A 17,604-nucleotide genomic window follows, 5' to 3' on the forward strand; every position below is an offset into this window, starting at 1 on the left:
CCCGATTGCCGCAGTGCAAGGTACATTTCGGGCTAATTAGCTGGGGGGAAATCATGAACAAGACGACGATGGCCCGTGGGGCGGGCCTGGCCGCGATTGCGCTGGCGCTGGCCGCCTGCGGGGGACAGAAGGCACGCGAGACCGTACCGGTGGATGCACTGGTGGTGCCGGCCTTCGCGCCGTGGATCAGCGTGGAGCCCACCGCGGGCGACCTGCAGGTGCGCGGCCTGGACGACAAGGTGGTGCTCAGCCCCTCGCGCCCCGTGTCCGAGGTGCTGCAGGCCCAGCTGCGCCAGGCGCTGCAGCCGGCCTATATCTCCAACCTCACCGTGGCCTGCGAGCGGGTCAAGACCGACATCCGCGTGCGCCGCGAGGACGACAAGCCCTCGATCGCCACGCTGGACATCAGCATGCGCTGCACCACCAATGCGCGCGGCTTCGTCACGCGCAGCGAGCCGCACCTGGAACCCACGGCCGAGGTCAACGGGCAGACCAACTATCCGAAGCTGTTCGTCAGCCTGCTCGACCATGCGTCGAAGGAGCTGGCGACCAAGCTGCAGGCGGATATCGACGCCAGCAAGGCGAACCTGAAGTAAGCAGCACTAGCCGTAGGTTGGGGTGAGCCACAGGCGAACCCCAACAATGCGGTGAGCTGGATGTTGGGGTTCGCCTCTGGCTCACCCCAACCTACGCGTCCTTAGCTAGCGCGGACGGGCCAGCGCCCACGCCGCCGCGGCGGCGCCCGCGCGCAGTCCGCTGGCGAAGCAGGCGGTCAGCAGGTAGCCGCCGGTCGGCGCTTCCCAGTCCAGCATCTCGCCGGCGCAGAAGGTGCCGGGCAGGGCGCTGAGCATCAGGCCCTGGTCCATCGCCTCCAGGCGCACGCCGCCCGCGCTGCTGATCGCTTCGGCGATGGGGCGGGGTTGCCGCAGCCGGAGATCGAGTCGTTTGATCGCGCGGGCCAGCTGTGCGCTGTCGTGCAGATCCTCCTTGCGTACCAGCTCGTGCAGCAGCGCGGCCTTGACGCCGGCGATGCCGGCCTGCCGCCGCAGGTGTTCGCTCAGCGAGCGGCTGCCGCGCGGCTTGGCCAGGTCCTGCTGCAGGCGTTCCAGCGGGCGGTCCGGTGCCAGATCCAGCGTCAGCGTGGCCTGCCCGTCGCGCGCGATCGCCTTGCGCAGCATCGCCGACAGCGCATACACCAGGCTGCCCTCGATGCCGGTAGCGGTGATCACGCACTCGCCCTGGCGCTGCTGCTCGCGGCCGTCCGCGTCGCGCCAGTGCGCCACCACCGGCTTGAGCGGCGCGCCGGCATGGCGCTCGGCCAGATGCGCGCTCCAGCCGATATCGAAACCGCAATTGGCCGGCTCCAGCGGCGCCACCTCCACGCCGCGCGCAATCAGCCACGGCTGCCAGGCGCCATCCGAACCCAGCTGCGGCCAGCTGCCGCCGCCCAGCGCCAGCACCGTGGCATCCGTGCGCAGCGCCAGTTCGCCCGCGGGCGCGGCGAAGCGCAGCGCGCCGTCGTCCGTCCAGCCCAGCCAGCGGTGCTGCACGTGGAAGCGCACGCCGCTCTCGCGCAGGCGATGCACCCAGGCGCGCAGCAGCGGCGCGGCCTTGAGGTCGGCGGGAAACACCCGGTGGGACGTGCCGACGAAGGTCTCCACGCCCAGGCCGCGCGCCCATGCGCGCAGTGCGTCGGCGTCGAAGTCGTCCAGCCAGCGCCCGACTTCCGCCGCACGTTCGCCGTAACGCCCGTCGAAGGCGGGACGCGGCTCGCCATGCGTGAGGTTCATGCCACCCACGCCGGCCAGCAGGAATTTCCGGCCGACCGAACCCTTGGCTTCGTAGACGTCGACCTCGAGGCCGGCGGCGCGGGCGGTTTCGGCGGCCATCAGGCCGGCGGGGCCGGCGCCGACGATGGCGAGAGTGGGCGTGGGCTTGGACATGAAGAACGCATTGTAGGTTGGGGTGAGCCGAAGGCGACTGCGAAGGCAGGATGCCATAGCGAACATCCGCGCAGCGGATGGCCCGAAGGGCGGGCTGCGGATGCAGGCCGTCAGCCCAACGAGGGGTCGCATCGTTGGGGTTCGCTGCGCTCACCCCAACCTACGCCCACTTGTGCCGCCGCTCCGCGGCCCTCAACTTGTCATCCCCCTCACCCCCTTTTCAGGCACCATGCCTCGCCTGGCATGGCAGGACCTCCCCATGATCTTCCGCTGGTTCGAATCCCTGATCGACGCCTTCAAGGAACCCGAGGACGGCATGCCGCCGGACTCGGTCTGGCGTTTCTATGTGTTCTATCTGCGCCAGGTGTGGCCGGTGTTCGCCGCGGCGATCGTGGTCGGCTTCGGCGTGGCCATCGTGGAAGTGGCGATGTTCGGCTTTATCGGCCGCATCGTGGACCTGGCCAAGGGCGTGCCCACCCCCGGCTTCTTCGCCGAGCACGGCAACGAGCTCATGTGGATGGTGTTCGTCACCCTGCTTGCGCGCCCCGTGCTGATCCTGCTGCACGACCTGCTGGTGAACCAGGCCATCGTGCCCAACCTCACCAGCCGCATCCGCTGGCAGAACCACCGCTATGTGATCCGCCAGAGCCTGGGCTTCTTCCAGAACGACTACGCCGGGCGCATTGCCAACCGCATCATGCAGACGGCCGGCTCGCTGCGCGAATCGGCGGTGCAGATTGTCGATGCGATCTGGTACGTCACCATCTACACCGGCAGCGCCCTGGTGATGTTCGCCCACGCCGACGTGTGGCTGGCCGCGCCGCTGCTGGCCTGGCTGGTGCTGTACGTGATCACCCTGGCGTACTTCGTGCCGCGCACCAAGGAGCGCTCCTGGAAGCAGTCCGAAGCGCGCTCGCGCCTGATGGGCCGCATCGTCGACGGCTACAGCAATATCCTCACCCTGAAGCTGTTCGCGCATACCCGCCGCGAGGAGGCCTACGTGGCCGAGGCGATGGGCGAGCAGATCCAGCGCATGCGGGCGATGACCCGCCTCACCACCGCCATGGACGCCACCATCAGCGCGCTCAACGGCCTGCTGATCGTCGGCACCTCGGCGCTGGCGGTGTGGCTGTGGAGCCAGGGCCGGGTGACGGTGGGCGCGATCGCGCTGTCCACCGGGCTGGTCATCCGCATCCACAACATGTCCGGCTGGATCATGTGGGTGGTCAACGGCATCTTCGAAAACGTCGGCACCGTGCAGGACGGCCTGGAAACCATCGCCAGGCCGCGCCTGGTGCAGGACCGCGCGGACGCCGTGCCGCTGCAGGTGAGCCACGGCGCCGTGCGCTTCGACGAGATCCATTTCCACTACGGCAAGCAGGGCGGCGTGATCGCCGGCCTGGACCTGGCGGTGCGCCCCGGCGAGAAGATCGGCCTGGTCGGCCCTTCCGGCGCCGGCAAATCCACCCTGGTGAACGTGCTGCTGCGCCTGTACGACCTGGAAGGCGGCCGCATCCTGATCGACGGCCAGGACATCGCCCAGGTGCAGCAGGAAAGCCTGCGCTCGCAGATCGGCGTGGTCACCCAGGACACCTCGCTGCTGCACCGCTCGATCCGCGACAACCTGCTGTACGGCCGCCCCGACGCCACCGAGGAAGACATCCGCGAGGCCGTGCGCAAGGCCCGCGCCGACGAATTCATTCCGCAGCTGGTGGATGGCGAAGGCCGCACCGGCTACGACGCGCACGTCGGCGAGCGCGGCGTGAAACTGAGCGGCGGCCAGCGCCAGCGCATCGCCATCGCGCGTGTGCTGCTGAAGGACGCGCCGATCCTGATCCTGGACGAAGCCACCTCGGCGCTGGATTCCGAAGCGGAAGCCGCGATCCAGGACAGCCTGGAACTGCTGATGCGCGGCAAGACGGTGATCGCCATCGCCCATCGCCTGTCCACCATCGCGCGGATGGACCGGCTGGTGGTGATGGACAAGGGGCATATCGTGGAAACCGGCACGCATGCGGAGCTGATCGCGCACGACGGCCTGTATGCGCGCTTGTGGAAGCGGCAGACGGGTGGGTTTGTCGCGGCGGAAGACGACGCAGTCATTGCCTAAGCTTGCCCCACCGCTTCGGCTCCCTCTCCCCTCCGGGCGACCCGAAGGTAGTCCCTGTGGGAGAGAGGGTCGGGGTGAGGGGCCGGCCGGAGCGCTGAGCTGACGGCCACGGCACCCGCAAAGCTCTTCATCGCGTGCTCAAAACGCGCCGATTGTCTCCAAACCCGATGCCTCAGTCAGCGAGGCATCGCGCACCGCCCTCGTGATGCACTTCTAGCTTTTCCCCCTCCGCACCCCACTTCTGCACGCCCCGCAGAAAAACACCGCCACCTCTTCCAGCAACTCCCGCCCTGCCTAAGCTGAGCATCCTCCCCTCACGGACGGAACCCGATGCTCACCCCAACGCCCCCACGCGGCGCCTCCCTGCTCGAAGTCCTGGTCGCCCTCGCCATCTTCAGCATCGGCGCCATCGGCGTCAGCGGCTGGATGCTGCTGGCCACGCGTTCCAGCCACACGGCCTACCTGCGCACCCAGGCCAGCTTTCTCGCCAGCGACATGGCCGAACGCATGCGCGCGAATCCCGCCGCGGTGTGGAGCGGTGCCTACGATGGCGAAGCGGACGCCGGCGCTTCGGCCTGCGACACCGTCATGGGATGCATGCCCGAAGCGCTGGCGAAGCACGACCGCGCATTGTGGGCGGCGCGCCTGCGGACCGTGCTGCCGGAAGGCAAGGGCGCCATTCGCTGCGACCGCGGCATCGGCGTTGCGCTCACCGCCGAACAGCTGCGGCTGCCGCCGCCGTTCGCCGGCCTGTGCACGATGACGGTGCGCTGGCTCGAGCGTGGCGCAGGCGGCGACGCGCATCGTGGCGCGGCGTTGCGCAGCTTCGCATGGGTGTTCCAGCCATGAACGTGCCGTCGCTGGAGCGCTGCGTACGCGGCCACTCGCTGATCGAGTTGATGGTGGCGATGGTGCTGGGCCTGATGGTGGCCGGCGGCTTCGTTGCCGTCTTCGTGGCCACCTCCGCCAGCTACCGCGCGCAGACCCAGCTCGCCCTGCTGCAGGAGAGCGGCCGCTATGCCATGGCGCGCCTCACCAGCGACCTGCGCACGGCGAATGCGTTCTACTGCGGCCGCGCCGGCGCCGTACCCATCGTGCAGGCCAGCGGGATGATGGGTGCGCTGCATGACCTCACCACGCGGTGGGGCCATGCGCCGTATCCATCCTCACCGGCTGCGCCGTATCGCTTTCCGCCCTTCCTGTCGATGCGCGGCTACGACTGCGGCAGAACGAGTTGCGTGCCCGCGGCCCCGCCCGACCTGCCGGCGATGGGGCGTACCGCAGGGCAGCGCGTGATCGGCGCCGGCATGCTTACGCTGCGTTATCTGGATCCGGACAGCGGATGGGCGGCAGGTGGCGCCGCGGCGATCGCCGGCAGCGTAGGCGGCGCGATCCATCACCTCGTTATCCAGCCTGCCGCAGATGAGCCGGCGATCGCCGAGGTTTACCAGCCGGGCGATCTGCTGATGCTCGCCGACTGCCCGCTCGCGCAGATCTTCTCGGCGAACCTGCAGGGCGGCGATACGTTCTATCCCGATGCGCCGGAGACCGGCCGCAACCTGGCGATGCCGCGCATGCCGCCGTCGTTCAACGCCCCGCGCCTGTTCGACTTCAACCGCGACTTCCGCACCGTCACTTACTACCTGCAGGTAGTGGATGCCGGCGATGGCGTCACCACCGGCGCCCTAATGCGGCGCGAAAACGGCAGTGCCAGCGAAGTCGTGCGCGGGGTGGAGCGGCTGGACCTCCGCTATGGCGTGGAGGACGCCGCCGGCGCCACGCGCTATCTCGCCGCCGCGCAGGTCGACGACCGGGCCGGCGGCAGTATCGCCTGTCCGCAGCTTCCATCCGATTCAGTCGACGACGACTACGGTTGCCTTTGGCATGCGGTGAAATCGATCGAAGTCCATCTGCTGGTGGATGGCCAGCAGGTACACGCGGCATCGGGTGCGGACGCAACGCACTACGCCTACAGCATCGACGGCGATCAGAGGCCCGCCGCGCCCGAGGCAGCCACGCGCAAGCTGCGTCCGGCCGAACAGGGCTTCGAGCCACGGATGCTGCGCCGCGAGTTCAGCGCGCTGGTCGCGCTGCGCAGCTATCGCCCTGAGGCCGCTTTGGCGAGGAGTCCCCATGCGTCGATCCCATGATGCGCAACGTGCTGCCGGCCGTGCGCGACAGCACGGCATCGTATTGGTGCTGGCGCTGATCTTCCTGCTGCTGTCGGCGATGCTCGCGGCGGGTGCGCTCGACCAGGCGCTGCTGCAGCAGCGCATGGCCGGCCATCAGCGCAGCGCGCAACTGGCCGGGATGGCCGCGGAGTCGGCGCTGCGCGGCGCCGAGTGGAAACTGTGGCGCGATGCTTCGGCGGCACCCGTGAGCGACTGCGCTGCTTTCGATCCGGCGCACCCGGCAGCGTATCGGGGCACCGATGGCCGCCACGACTTCACCACCCAGGCAGGCCTTGGCCTGGAAGACGATGCGCGCAGGACCGCCGTGCTGGCGCAGCCTCCGTCCTACCTGATCGAGAGCCTCGGTCCGGCCTGGCCGGCCGCGCCGGGCACGGCAGCGGGTGCCGCGGGCTGCGTCTACCGCATCGTCGCGCGAGCCGTGGGGAGCGACGCGAATACGGTGCGCGTGGCGCGGAGCGTGTTCGTGGCCGGAGGCGACTGAGGTGCCCCGCGTGCCGCGCGGCTTTTCCCTGATCGAGCTTCTGGCTGCCCTGGCCATCGCCGCCGTGCTGGCCGCGCTGGCCGTGCCTGCCTACCGGCAGCATGCGTATCGCGTGCGCCGCATCGAAGGCAAGGAGCTGCTGCTGCGCATCGCCCAGGCGCAGGAGCGCTACTACGCCAGCTATGGCCGTTACGGCGCGCTGGCCGAACTGGGTTTTGCGGAGCCTGTGCAATCCGTGCGTGGGCACTACCTGGCCAGGTTGAGCCTGGGCTCGGGCGGGAGCATGCAGTCCTTTATTGCGACGGCACAGCCGGTGCGGGTCCAGAAGGACGATCGCTGCGGGGCGCTGGCCATCGACGACACCGGCCGGAAACTCCCGGAGGCCGGCGACGCTGCGGCAAACGGAAATGGCGCCTGCTGGTGACGGCGTGCGGCGGCGTCCCGCCGGCACGCCGCCGGTGACTTACTGCCGCGGACAATCGTCGACGCCCACGACATGCGGGCAGAAGCTCGCCGTGGCATTGGCCCTTGCACCGACCAGGTCGGTATAGCCGCGTCCCTTTTCGACGAGGTAGAACGAGTCGACATAGTCGTTGTTGTCGGTGAGCAGGGATTTGGGCAGCGCGCCGAGAATGGCCTCGCCGATGGCCGAGACGGCGGCAGCCGCGGGCTTGGGTACAGGTACCTTGTTTATGAGGGCGCCAAGGATTCTCGAGACGAGTTCCGCGTAATTGAGGTCGTCCTGATCGCGCTCGAACAGCTGTACGTTGGCTACCCCGGCACCGTAGTTGGCCCAGGACACCATGTCCTGGTATGGCTTGTAAGTCGTTTTGTCGTAGTCCAGGTACTTCATGTCCTTCACTTCGACCTGCGGCTCTGCCTTGCCTTGTTTTATGCCGGACACGATGGCGAAGATCTCCGCCTTGCCCTTGATCCAGGGTTCCTCGTCGTTATTGAGGTGGATCTTGGTCAGCACGGTCAGTTGGGCGCCTTCCTCGGCAGCATCGGTATGGCGTGTCTGCAGATTCGCCTGTCGGAGCGCGTCGTTCATGAGCATGACACCGGCGCGCACCGATTCCTGGCTGTCCAGGTCCAGAACCAGCACGGGGATCGCGGGTGGCGTCTGCGCATCCAGGTCGTGGCGCTTGCCGCTGGCATCGAAGGCCGGCACCGATGTCCAATGCCGGTCGTCGCCGGCGGGTTCCACGGCGACCAGAAGGTCACCCAGTTCCGAGGGCAATCGGCCCGCGGCATGACTGGGCAGATGTATGCGCAGGCGCAGTATGCCTTCGGACCAGCCATTGAGCCCTTTCGCCGCGGTGAGCTTGCGGTTGGCGTCGTCGATCCGGGAGATTTCCCCGCTCTGGCCCAGGTTTGCGGTCAGGGCATGCAGGGAGATGCCTTCGCGCTCGCCCGCGCCAGCCTGCGCGGCGAACAAACGCGACGCGGCTTGGGAGAAGTTCGGATCCTGCAGTTGTTTAGCGATGGTCTTTGCGGTGTCTTCCTTGATCTGCTGGATGGTTTGCGTATCCGCAGCATGAAGCGAGAGCGGAATGGTCACGGCCAGCAACGCGACCCAAAGTCTGGTTCTGGTGATCATGGCGTCATTTCCTGGAGAGGCATGCGCGGTTTCCCGCGTGGTCCATGGTCGAGCGGCCGGCCCGATTCGGCTATCGCCTGTCCATCGGGATGCTGTACCCCATGGAATGGATCCGATCCGGCCGCCGCGTGGAAAGCCGCGCATCACTGCGCTACCAGCCGCTCCCGCAGACCCGAATGCCGCAAGGTGAGCCGCTGCGCGGCAAGCTCCACCACCCGCTCCCCGCCCACCAGCATGAAGCGCCGCCGTGCACGCGTGATCCCGGTATACAAAAGTTCGCGGGTAAGAATCCCGCTGTCCTGCGCCGGCAGCACCAGGGCGGTGGAATCGAATTCCGACCCCTGCGATTTGTGCACGGTCATCGCATAGACCGTTTCCAGCTCGCCCAGCCGCGACGGCAACACGAAGCGCACGCGCGCGCCGTCCGGTCCTTCCGACGGGCCTGCCGCGGCAAAGGCCACGCGCAGGCGCGGCACGCCATCCTCGCCGGGCATCGTCAGCGCCACGCCGACGTCGCCGTTCATCAGGCCCAGGTTGTAGTCGTTGCGCGTGACCAGCACCGGCCGCCCTTCGTACCAGACGTGGACCGGATCGATCAGCCGCGCGCGGCCCAGGATGTCCTCGATCTGCCGGTTCAGCCCTTCGGTGCCGTAGTCGCCGCGCCGCAGCGCGCACAGCAGCTGGAAGCGGCCGAAGGCATCGAGCACGCAATGCGCCCAGTCCTCGTGCGCGGCCTCGCCCGCACCGGTCGCGGGGCGTTCGCGCCGCAGCAGTTCGAGATAGTGGCGATAACCCTGCGGCGCCTGGTCGTCCGCCGCGAAGCGCTCGCCGCCGCCGTGCAGCACCAGTTCGGCGAGGTCGGCCTGGCCAGCCGCATGCGCCATCCACGCGATGTCCGTCCGCGGCGCCGCCAGCAGCGCGCGCAGCGCGGACATGTCGCCCGCATTCACCGCCTGCGCCAGCCGCCCGATGCCGCTGTCCGCGCCGAAGCGATGGCTGTGGCGCAGCATCACCACCTGCTGGTCGAGCGCCTGCGCATCGGCCGCGGTCCACGCGCCGACATCGTCGCCGGATACGCCATGCAGCCACGCGGCCGTGTCCTGTGAGTAATGCCCCGCCTCGGCGCGCCGGCACAGATCGCCCAGCACCGCGCCGGCTTCCACCGACGACAGCTGGTCCTTGTCGCCCAGCAGCACCAGCCGCGCCGACGGCGGCAGCGCGGCAAGCACGGCGGACATCATTTCCAGGTCGACCATCGAGGCTTCGTCGATCACCAGCACGTCCAGCGGCAGCGGATGCGCCGCGCCGTGGCGGAAGCGGCGCGTGTCCGGGCGCGCGCCGAGCAGGCGGTGCAGCGTGTCCACCTGGGCGGGAATGGCCGCGCGCGCCGCTTCGTCCACGTCCAGCCGCGCCAGCTGGCCCTGGATCGAAGCCTGCAGGCGCGCCGCGGCCTTGCCGGTCGGAGCGGCCAGGCGGATGCGTAGCGGCCGCTCGCCGGCGCGCAGGCGCAGCGTCTGCAGCAGGCCGAGCAGGCGCACCACGGTGGTGGTCTTGCCCGTACCGGGGCCACCGGTGATGACGGTAAAGGCGCCGCGCGCAGCCAGCGCGCAGGCGATGCGCGGCCAGTCGGGCGAGGCTTCGCCGGGAAACAGGCGCGCCAGCTGCTCGCGCAGATGCGCCGGCGCGGCGTGCGCTTGCGCCAGCCGCGCGCGGATCGCCTCGGCCACCTGGCGCTCGTGGTTCCAGTAGCGGCGCAGATACAGGCGCGTGCCTTCCAGTACCAGGGGCGTGGCGTCGCTGCCGGCGCCGATCCACGCCGGTACGCGCTGTTCGTCGAGCACGTTCGCCACCGCCTCGCGCCACGGCGCGGGCCAGGCCTGCTCTTCGGCCAGCGGTTGCCACAGCGACAGATCCAGGCACAGATGCCCGTCCGCCACGCGCCGGCTGAGCAGCGCGGCGAGCAGCAGCCAGGCGCCGTCGGCCTGTGCATCCAGTTCGGCGAGGAAGCGCGCGAACGCCACGTCCAACGCCCGCAGGCGCTGCTGCTCCTCGGCGGCGAACAAGGGAATAAGGCGCTGATCAGGCGGCATCGGCGCGGCCTCCCTCGGCGAACAGCCGGTCCATCGCCTCGACCAGGCGCAGCGGCAGGCGCTCGTAGTGCACACCATGGCCTTCGCCATCGAGGCCGCGCAGATACAGATAGAGCACGCCGCCGACATGCCGCTCGTAGTCGTAGTCCGGCAGGCGCGCGCGCAGCTGGCGGTGCAGGGCCAGGGTGTAGATCGCGTACTGCAGGTCGTAGCGCTCGCGCAGCACCGAATCGCGCACCGCCTCGGCGGTGTAGGCCCCGGCGTCCGCGCCCAGCCAGTTGGATTTGTAGTCGACCACGTAATAGCGGCCGCCATGCTCGAACAGCAGATCGATAAAACCCTTGAGCATGCCGTTGAGCCGGTCGTACAGCAGCGGCATGCGCGGACGTCCGTCCAGCGTGCCGGCGGTGACCAGGCGGTCCAGCGCCCGCGTATCCACCTCGCGCACGGCAAACCAGAATTCCAGCTCGGCGCGGTAGCGCGCCGGGTCGGCGAGCTCCGCCAGGGCCACGGCATGTCCATCGCCCAGCGGCAGCGGCGTGCGCAGCAGCGCCGGCACCCACTGCGCCAGCAGCGCGGCCTGCGCCTGCCAGCCGTGGCGCTGCACGCGGCGCGCGATCAGCTCGGCCAGCGGCCGCGGGTCGGCGGCGGTTTCGGCAAAACCCTGCTCGGCCGCCCATTCCAGCAGGTCGTGCAGGAAGGTGCCGGCCACCGCGCCGCGCTGGAAGGCGTGGATGCCGCTGCCTTGCGCGTCGGCCACCGGCGCGGGCTTTTCCGCGCCGGCCTCGGCGAGCACGTCCTGCGCCGGCGTTTCGGGCGCGGCCGGCGCGTCGCCGGAGATCTGCACGCCGATGCTCTCGTCGTACTTCAGCGCGCTGTAGCTGGCGATCCACCAGCGTTCGCCGGGACGGCCGGCATACGTCCGGGCCGGTCGCGTGTCTTCGCGTTCGTGCGGCGCGGGTGGCGCGATGCGCGGCTGCGGCATGTCCGGCAGCGCATCCACGGCGATGGCGGTCTCGCCGCCGCGCAGCGCCAGCAGCGCGGGCAGCAGATCGGAAGCGTCGATCGCCGTGCCGCCCGCCAGCAGATAGCCGAACGCGGACTTGTGCAGCGACGAGGCCTTGGCATTGCCTACGCTCACGCTGGCCACGCCCACCCAGCACGCATAGCGCGCACGGGTCAGCGCCACGTAGAGCAGGCGCAGGTCTTCCTGCAGACGTTCGCGCTCGGCCTGGCTCCAGGCGGCATCGTCCGGTTCCAGGTCCATATGCGGCTGGCCGTCGCCGTCGTGCCAGACGAACAGGTCGTCGCGCTTCACCTCGCGCGCGGCGCAGGCGAACGGCAGCAGCACCAGGGGATATTCCAGGCCCTTGGACTTGTGCACCGTCACCACCTTGACCAGTTCGGCCTCGCTCTCCAGCCGCACGATCTGTTCCTCGGCGGCCTCGGCCAGGCCTTCGCGCGCCTCGGCGATCTGCTCGGCCAGATAGCGGATCAGCGCATGCTCGCCGTCCAGCGCGGCGGCCGCCTGCTGCAGCAGTTCGGCCAGGTGCAGCAGGTTCGTCAGCGCACGCTCGCCGCCGTCGTATGCCAGCAGGCGCGCGGGCAGGTCGAAGGCGTGCAGCAGGTCGTGCAGCATGGCCAGCACGCCGTGGCGGCGCCAGGTCTGCTGCAGTTCGCGCAGGCGTTCGCCGCAGGCTTCCCACCAGCGCTCGTCGGTATTGAGGCGGTCCAGTTCGGCGTCGCCGCGGTCCAGGCTGCGCGTGGCCAGCGCGGCGCGCATGGCGCGGTCGGAGCCCGGTTCCGCGCAGGCCTTCAGCCACAGCAGCAGGTCGGCCGCCTCGGGCGAGCTGAATACCGAGTCGCGATCGGACAGGTACACGCTGCGCAGCCCGGTGTCGCGCAAAGCCGCGCGCACCAGCGCCGCCTCGCGACCGCTGCGCACCAGGATGGCGACGTCGCCCGGCGCCAGCGGCAGCAGCAGGCCATCGGGCGTGGCGAAGCCGCAGCGGCCTTCGCGCGCGGCATCGAACAGGCCGGCCAGCCATGCGGCCGCCTGTTCCGCCATGCGCTGGCGATACGCGGTGCTGCCCACGTTGCGGCCTTCGTCCAGCACCGCCAGCTGCAAGGCCGGCAAGGGTTCGCCGTCAAGCACCAGGGTCGCTTCGCGGCCGCGCGCGGCGACCGGATGGAACGGCAGCCCGCGCTCGCCGCGGCCGAACGCGAACGCGCCTTCGGCGTGGCGGTCGCCTTGTTCGAATACGCGGTTCACCGCGGCGACCAGCGCGGCGGTGGAACGATGGTTGGTGCCCAGCGTCCATACCGGCGGCGCGGCCGCGGCGCGCGCCTGCAGATAGGTATGGATATCGGCGCCGCGGAAGGCATAGATCGCCTGCTTGGGATCGCCGATCAGCAGCAGGCCCAGCTCCGCGCGGTCCGCATACAGGCGATGGAAGATGCGCCACTGCAGCGGGTCGGTGTCCTGGAACTCGTCGATCAGCGCCACCGGATACTGCGCGGCGATGGTGCCGGCCAGGCGTTCGCCGGCCGGGCCGTGCAGGGCTTCGTCGAGGCGGCGCAGCATGTCGTCGAAGCCGAGCAGGGCGCGCTGCCGCTTGACCAGATCGACGCGCGTGGCCGTCCAGGCCGTGGCGTGGGCGAGGATCAGCGGACGCGCAAGGTCTAGTTCGGCGGCGCTGTCGATCACCGCGTCGATCGCAGCGAATGCGTCGTGCGCCGGCGCGGTGCGGCCCTGGTTGACGGCGCCATCCAGTCGCGATTGCGCGTAGCGGGCCGGCAGCTTGTCGTCGCCATCGCCGCCCGCCGCCCAGGCGCGCAGCGCGGCAAGGTCCTGCGGCAGGCGCTTGGCGGGATAGCGGGTGCCGTTCAGCGCCTTGTCGCGCAGCGCATCGTCCAGCAGCCGTTCCAGCGTTTCCCGATGCGCCAGCCACAGTGCGCGAGCGTGTCCCTCGGCGGCGTGGAAGCGCGCCAGCGGCGCTTCCAGGATCGCGCGCACGTCCGCCGTCTGCGGCAGCGGCTGCCCGTGCAGGCGCAGGTTCGCCGCCGGCTGGCGCAGCAGCGGGCGCAGGCTCTGCTGCAGTTCGCGCGGGTCGCTCCACCAGCGCGCCAGCAGCGCGGCGGCAGCGCGGCCCAGCGGCAGGCATTGCAGGCGCCAGTAGTCGCGCACCGCCTCGGCGAGCAGGTCGCCATCGTCGGTCTGGATGTCCTGCACGAACGGATGGCCGCTGTCGAACGCGTGCTGCGCCAGCATGCGCTGCGCCCAGCCGTGGATGGTGTGCACGGCGGCTTCGTCCATCCATTGCGCGGCCAGTTCGAGCTGGCGCGCGGCGGCGGCGCGCGCGTCCGCCTCCGGATATTCGGCGAGCAGCGCGGCGAGGAATTCGTCCGCTGCCTTCTGCGCGCGGAACACCGCGGCCGCTTCGGTCAGCCGCGCGCGGATGCGGTCGCGCAGCTCCGCCGTGGCGGCCTTGGTAAAGGTCAGCACCAGGATCTGCGCCGGCAGCAGCGGCGCGGCGGTGCCGTGGCCGAGCACCAGGCGCAGGTACAGCGCGGCGATGGTCCAGGTCTTGCCGGTGCCGGCGCTGGCTTCGATCAGGCGCACGCCGTGCAGCGGCAGGCGCAGCGGATCGAGCGTCATGGAGGCCGGCGGCTGCACCGCGCTCATGCGCCGTCCTCCCAGCGCACGCTCTGCGCCATCGCGCGGTACAGCGGCAGCCAGTGTTCGAAGCCGGCGTCGTGCATGGCTTCGAAGGCGGGCCAGGCGCGTTGCAGGTAGGCGTCTTCGTCCACTTCGGCAAAGCGCTGGCCGCTGTCGTCGCGGTCGTAGCACAGGCGCGCGGCGGCCGCGGCGTCGCGGCCTTCGTGTTCGGCCTGCAGCCAGGCGAAGGCGGTCTTGCGCGCGACCGGCAGCGGCGCGCGCATGCCGTGGCGCAGCGCATCGAGCAGGGCATCGAGCAGGGCGCGCGCCTGCGGCGGGTCCAGCGCAGGGAAATACGGCTGCGCATCCGCCGCGACCACGCGCGTCTCCACCCGCAGCCCGCCCGCATGCGCGAACAGGTGCGCGACCCAGGCCGCGACCAGCTTGTCCAGGCGGCGTCCGCGCGGGCGGGCCAGCAGCGGCCCCTGGATCAGTTCGAGCCGCACGAAGTCGATGTCTGCCTGGGTTGATCCGGGCCGGCGCAGATCGGACAGCCAGTCCTCCAGCACCAGCCCGTGCGCTTCGTGGCGCAGCTCGAACTTGTCATCCACCCGCGGCCAGCGCCGGTCGGCGGCATGCCAGTGCGCGGCGAGCACGCCGGCTTCGGCGGCGATCTTGTCCTGCCACAGTTCGCCGAAGCCGCCGGTGGGCAGGCGGCCCTGCTGGGCCAGTCGCTGCACGGCGTCGTTGACGGCTTGCGGCGCGCGGTCGCCATCGGCGACCAGCGCCGCCTGCAGCACGCCGAGAATCGCCTGGTAGCGCTCCAGTCCGTCGAGCGCGAACGGCTCGTCGTCGAGCGTGTCGGCTTCCTCGCCGCCGAAATGCACCTTCAGGCGCTGGTTGAAGAAGTGGCGCACGGGGCGGGCCAGGAAGCCTTGCAGTGCATCCAGCGCGATGGGGGCTTCCGGCAGCCACGGCGCCAGCGGTCCGGTTTCCGCCGCCCGCCCGTCGAGCGCGTGCGCGCGCTGCCATTCGTGCGCATAGGTAAAGAGGGCCGGGTCGCCGTCCGCGCCGAAGTAGCGCCGGCTGAACGGCTGCAGCGGGTATTCGGTGGTGAGCGCATCCAGCAGTTCGCCAACCGCCGCCTGCCAGCCGCCCGCGAGGTAGTCGCGCAGCTGGCCGACCAGCACCGACGGCGGCAGCACCGCGTTGTCGCGCACGCTGCGGCCGACCCAGCTCACATGCAGGGTGTCGCGCGCGGACAGCAGCGCTTCCAGGAACAGATAGCGGTCGTCCTCGCGGCGCGAGCGGTCGCCGGGCATGGCCTGGCCCGGCTGTGCCATCAGGTCGAAGTCGGCCGGCGCCTGCTGGCGCGGGTAGTCGCCGTCGTTCATGCCGAGCAGGCAGACCACGCGGAACGGAATCGCGCGCATCGGCATCAGCGTGCCGAAGCCCACCGCGCCGCCCATGAAGCGCTGCGACAGGCGGCTGGCGTCGATGCTTTCCAGCCAGTGCTCGCGCACGATCTCCAGCGGCAGCGGTTCGTCCAGCGCCGCTTCGGCGCAGGCTTCCAGCCAGGCGTCCAAGGCTTCGTCGAGGCGGCGCAGGCGGTCGCCGTCGGTGTGGTCCGCGCTGTCGAAGAAGGCGGCGAGCAGGTCGCGCAGGCGCGCCGCCCAGACGGCCGGCGCGGCGGGCGCGCGCAGCGCGTGCCAGTGCAGTTCGAGCTGGTCGAGCAGGCGGCTGAGCGGACCGAGCAGGCCGGCGTCGAGGCCGCCGACTTCGCCGTAGGGCGCCATCTCCGCCCAGGTGTCGCCGTGTCCCACCGCATAGCCGAGCAGCAGCCGGCGCATGCCGAAGGCCCAGCTGTTCTGCGCCTGCGGCGGCAGGCCCAGGCTTTCCTTCTGCGCGCCGTCCAGGCCCCAGCGGATGCCGGCGCCTTCGATCCAGCGGCGCAGGGTGGGCAGGCCGGTTTCGTCGAGGCCGAAGCGCTGGCGCAGCGCGGGCACCTCGAGCAGGTCGAGGATGTCGCTCACCGTGAAGCGCGACTCCGGCAGCGACAGCAGATGTTCCAGCGCCACCAGCAGCGGCGCGGCGCCGCGGTCCGGCTGGTCGGCGACGGCATAGGGCAGGTAGCGCGGATCGTCCGGCGGGATGCGCCCGAACACCGCCTGCACGTGCGGCGCGTAGCTCTGGATGTCCGGCACCATCACGATCACGTCGCGCGGCGCGAGCGGACGGCCGTCGCGCTGGGCCTGCTCGAACAGCGCCAGCAGGCGGTCGTGCAGGATCTCCACCTCGCGCTGCGCGTTGTGCGCGACGTGGAAGCTGAGCGAGCCGTCGCCCACGCGCCAGGTTTGCCGTTGCGCCGGGTCGGCGGGCAGCGGTTCCAGGTCGAGCACGGCCTGCTGCACCTGGTGCAGCAGGGTGTCGCGGCCGGGGTCTTCGAACAGGTCGATGCTCGAACCCCAGGAAGCGAAGCGGCGGCGATAGCGCTCGGGCTGGTCGAAGCTGTCGAGCAGGCGGATGTAATCGCGCCCCTGCCTGCCCCAGGCGGCCAGCAGCGGGTTGGCATGCAGATGCAGTTCTTCATAGCGCGGCTGTTCGGGCAGGCCGGGCTTGCCCGGCTGGCGGCGGCGTTCGCCGCGCAGCAGCTCGCGGTCTTCGATGATGTCGGCCCAGTAGTGGCGGCAGGGATTGGCCACCATCAGCAGCACCTGGCTGTGCCGCGCCAGCGCGGTGAGCGCTTCCAGCGTCTGCAGCGGCAGCGAGGAGATGCCGAACACCACGATGCGCCGCGGCAGCCGCGCGGGCCGTTCGGCCAGCGCCTGCGCGCGCGCGAGGAAGGCGGCGTGCACGGCGGCGCGGTGGCTGTGGCGGAACTCGCCGCCGACGTCGTCCAGCAGCAGGCGCCACAGCTGCGCCTGCCAGCGCTGGCCCGGCGGCAGCGGCGCGTGCCGGCCGCGCCAGTCGTCGTACAGCGCGTCGACGCCGCGTTCCCAGTCGGCCAGCCAATGCGCGCGATAAACCTGGTACTGGTCGAACAGGTCGGCGATGCGCGCGGCCAGTTGATGGCGCTTGCGCCAGTCCGGCTGCTCGCCGAGGAAGTCGCGCAGCGGGCGGAAGTCGGCGTCGTCCAGATGCCGCGGGATCAGCCGCAGCAGCCGCCAGGCCAGGCGCGACTTGTCGAACGGCGAGGTGGGCGGCACCGCATCGCGGCCGAGCACGGCGCGATAGGCCTCCCATAGAAAGCGTCCCGGCAACTGCACCTGCACCGCGGCGCTGATGCCCAGGCCGCCTTCCTGCGGCGGCCGCGCCAGCGCCAGCTTCAGCCACTGCGCGATGCCGTTGCTCTGCACCAGCATCAGCTCGTCTTCCAGCGGACGCAGCGGCGTGCGCTGGATCCAGGCGGTGAGCAGGTCGCGCAGATCTTCCAGGCGGTTGCCATGGATGACCATCAGGCCCGGTTCGATCGGCACGTCGAGGGGCAGGGCCAGGGAAGAGGTCATGCGGGAATTGTGGCGGACATCGGC

11 protein-coding genes are annotated in these 17,604 nt (G+C 70.5%); 6 read left to right on the forward strand and 5 right to left on the reverse strand.

Annotated elements, in window-relative coordinates; all coding sequences use genetic code 11:
- The first annotated feature begins 53 nt into the window (after positions 1-53).
- The gene (locus FHW85_RS13800) at positions 54-596 is read left to right on the forward strand and encodes a hypothetical protein (protein ID WP_167255666.1); all 543 of its coding nucleotides are present in this window, start codon (positions 54-56) and stop codon (positions 594-596) included.
- A 105-nt stretch (positions 597-701) separates the two neighbouring features.
- On the opposite strand, the gene FHW85_RS13805 is transcribed toward FHW85_RS13800, so the two are convergent.
- On the reverse strand, positions 702-1,943 hold the full coding sequence (locus FHW85_RS13805; protein ID WP_168648604.1) for a TIGR03862 family flavoprotein: 1,242 nt from the start codon (positions 1,941-1,943) through the stop codon (positions 702-704).
- A 262-nt stretch (positions 1,944-2,205) separates the two neighbouring features.
- Here FHW85_RS13805 and FHW85_RS13810 point away from each other — a divergent pair, with 262 nt between their 5' ends.
- The 5 genes from FHW85_RS13810 (at position 2,206) to FHW85_RS13830 (ending at position 7,150) form a co-directional block, all read left to right on the forward strand.
- Entirely contained in the window at positions 2,206-4,053 is a 1,848-nt protein-coding gene (locus FHW85_RS13810) for an ABC transporter ATP-binding protein (RefSeq protein WP_168648628.1), read from the forward strand.
- Positions 4,054-4,383: 330 nt separating this feature from the next.
- Entirely contained in the window at positions 4,384-4,902 is a 519-nt protein-coding gene (pilV, locus tag FHW85_RS13815) for a type IV pilus modification protein PilV (protein ID WP_168648605.1), read from the forward strand.
- Positions 4,899-6,203, forward strand: a complete 1,305-nt coding sequence (locus tag FHW85_RS13820; protein ID WP_210427794.1) for a PilW family protein — start codon at positions 4,899-4,901, stop codon at positions 6,201-6,203. The genes pilV and FHW85_RS13820 overlap by 4 nt, the downstream gene beginning before the upstream one ends.
- Complete coding sequence (locus tag FHW85_RS13825) at positions 6,187-6,726, forward strand: PilX N-terminal domain-containing pilus assembly protein (protein ID WP_168648606.1); 540 nt, start codon at positions 6,187-6,189, stop codon at positions 6,724-6,726. Before FHW85_RS13820 ends, FHW85_RS13825 begins: the two co-directional genes overlap by 17 nt.
- Positions 6,727-6,736: 10 nt before the next feature.
- Entirely contained in the window at positions 6,737-7,150 is a 414-nt protein-coding gene (locus tag FHW85_RS13830; protein WP_168648607.1) for a type IV pilin protein, read from the forward strand.
- Between the two features lie 39 nt (positions 7,151-7,189).
- On the opposite strand, the gene FHW85_RS13835 is transcribed toward FHW85_RS13830, so the two are convergent.
- The 4 genes from FHW85_RS13835 to recC form a co-directional block, all read right to left on the reverse strand.
- A complete protein-coding gene (locus tag FHW85_RS13835; protein ID WP_168648608.1) occupies positions 7,190-8,326 on the reverse strand; it encodes a DUF3103 family protein in 1,137 nt (378 codons plus the stop codon).
- Between the two features lie 143 nt (positions 8,327-8,469).
- Entirely contained in the window at positions 8,470-10,416 is a 1,947-nt protein-coding gene (gene recD / locus FHW85_RS13840; protein WP_168648609.1) for an exodeoxyribonuclease V subunit alpha, read from the reverse strand.
- Positions 10,406-14,101, reverse strand: a complete 3,696-nt coding sequence (gene recB / locus FHW85_RS13845; protein ID WP_168648610.1) for an exodeoxyribonuclease V subunit beta — start codon at positions 14,099-14,101, stop codon at positions 10,406-10,408. The genes recD and recB overlap by 11 nt, the downstream gene beginning before the upstream one ends.
- The gene (gene recC / locus FHW85_RS13850; protein ID WP_168648611.1) at positions 14,098-17,580 is read right to left on the reverse strand and encodes an exodeoxyribonuclease V subunit gamma; all 3,483 of its coding nucleotides are present in this window, start codon (positions 17,578-17,580) and stop codon (positions 14,098-14,100) included. Before recC ends, recB begins: the two co-directional genes overlap by 4 nt.
- Positions 17,581-17,604 lie beyond the last annotated feature (24 nt).

The organism is Dyella sp. SG609 (genome assembly GCF_012275375.1).
Lineage (GTDB): Bacteria > Pseudomonadota > Gammaproteobacteria > Xanthomonadales > Rhodanobacteraceae > Dyella_D > Dyella_D marensis.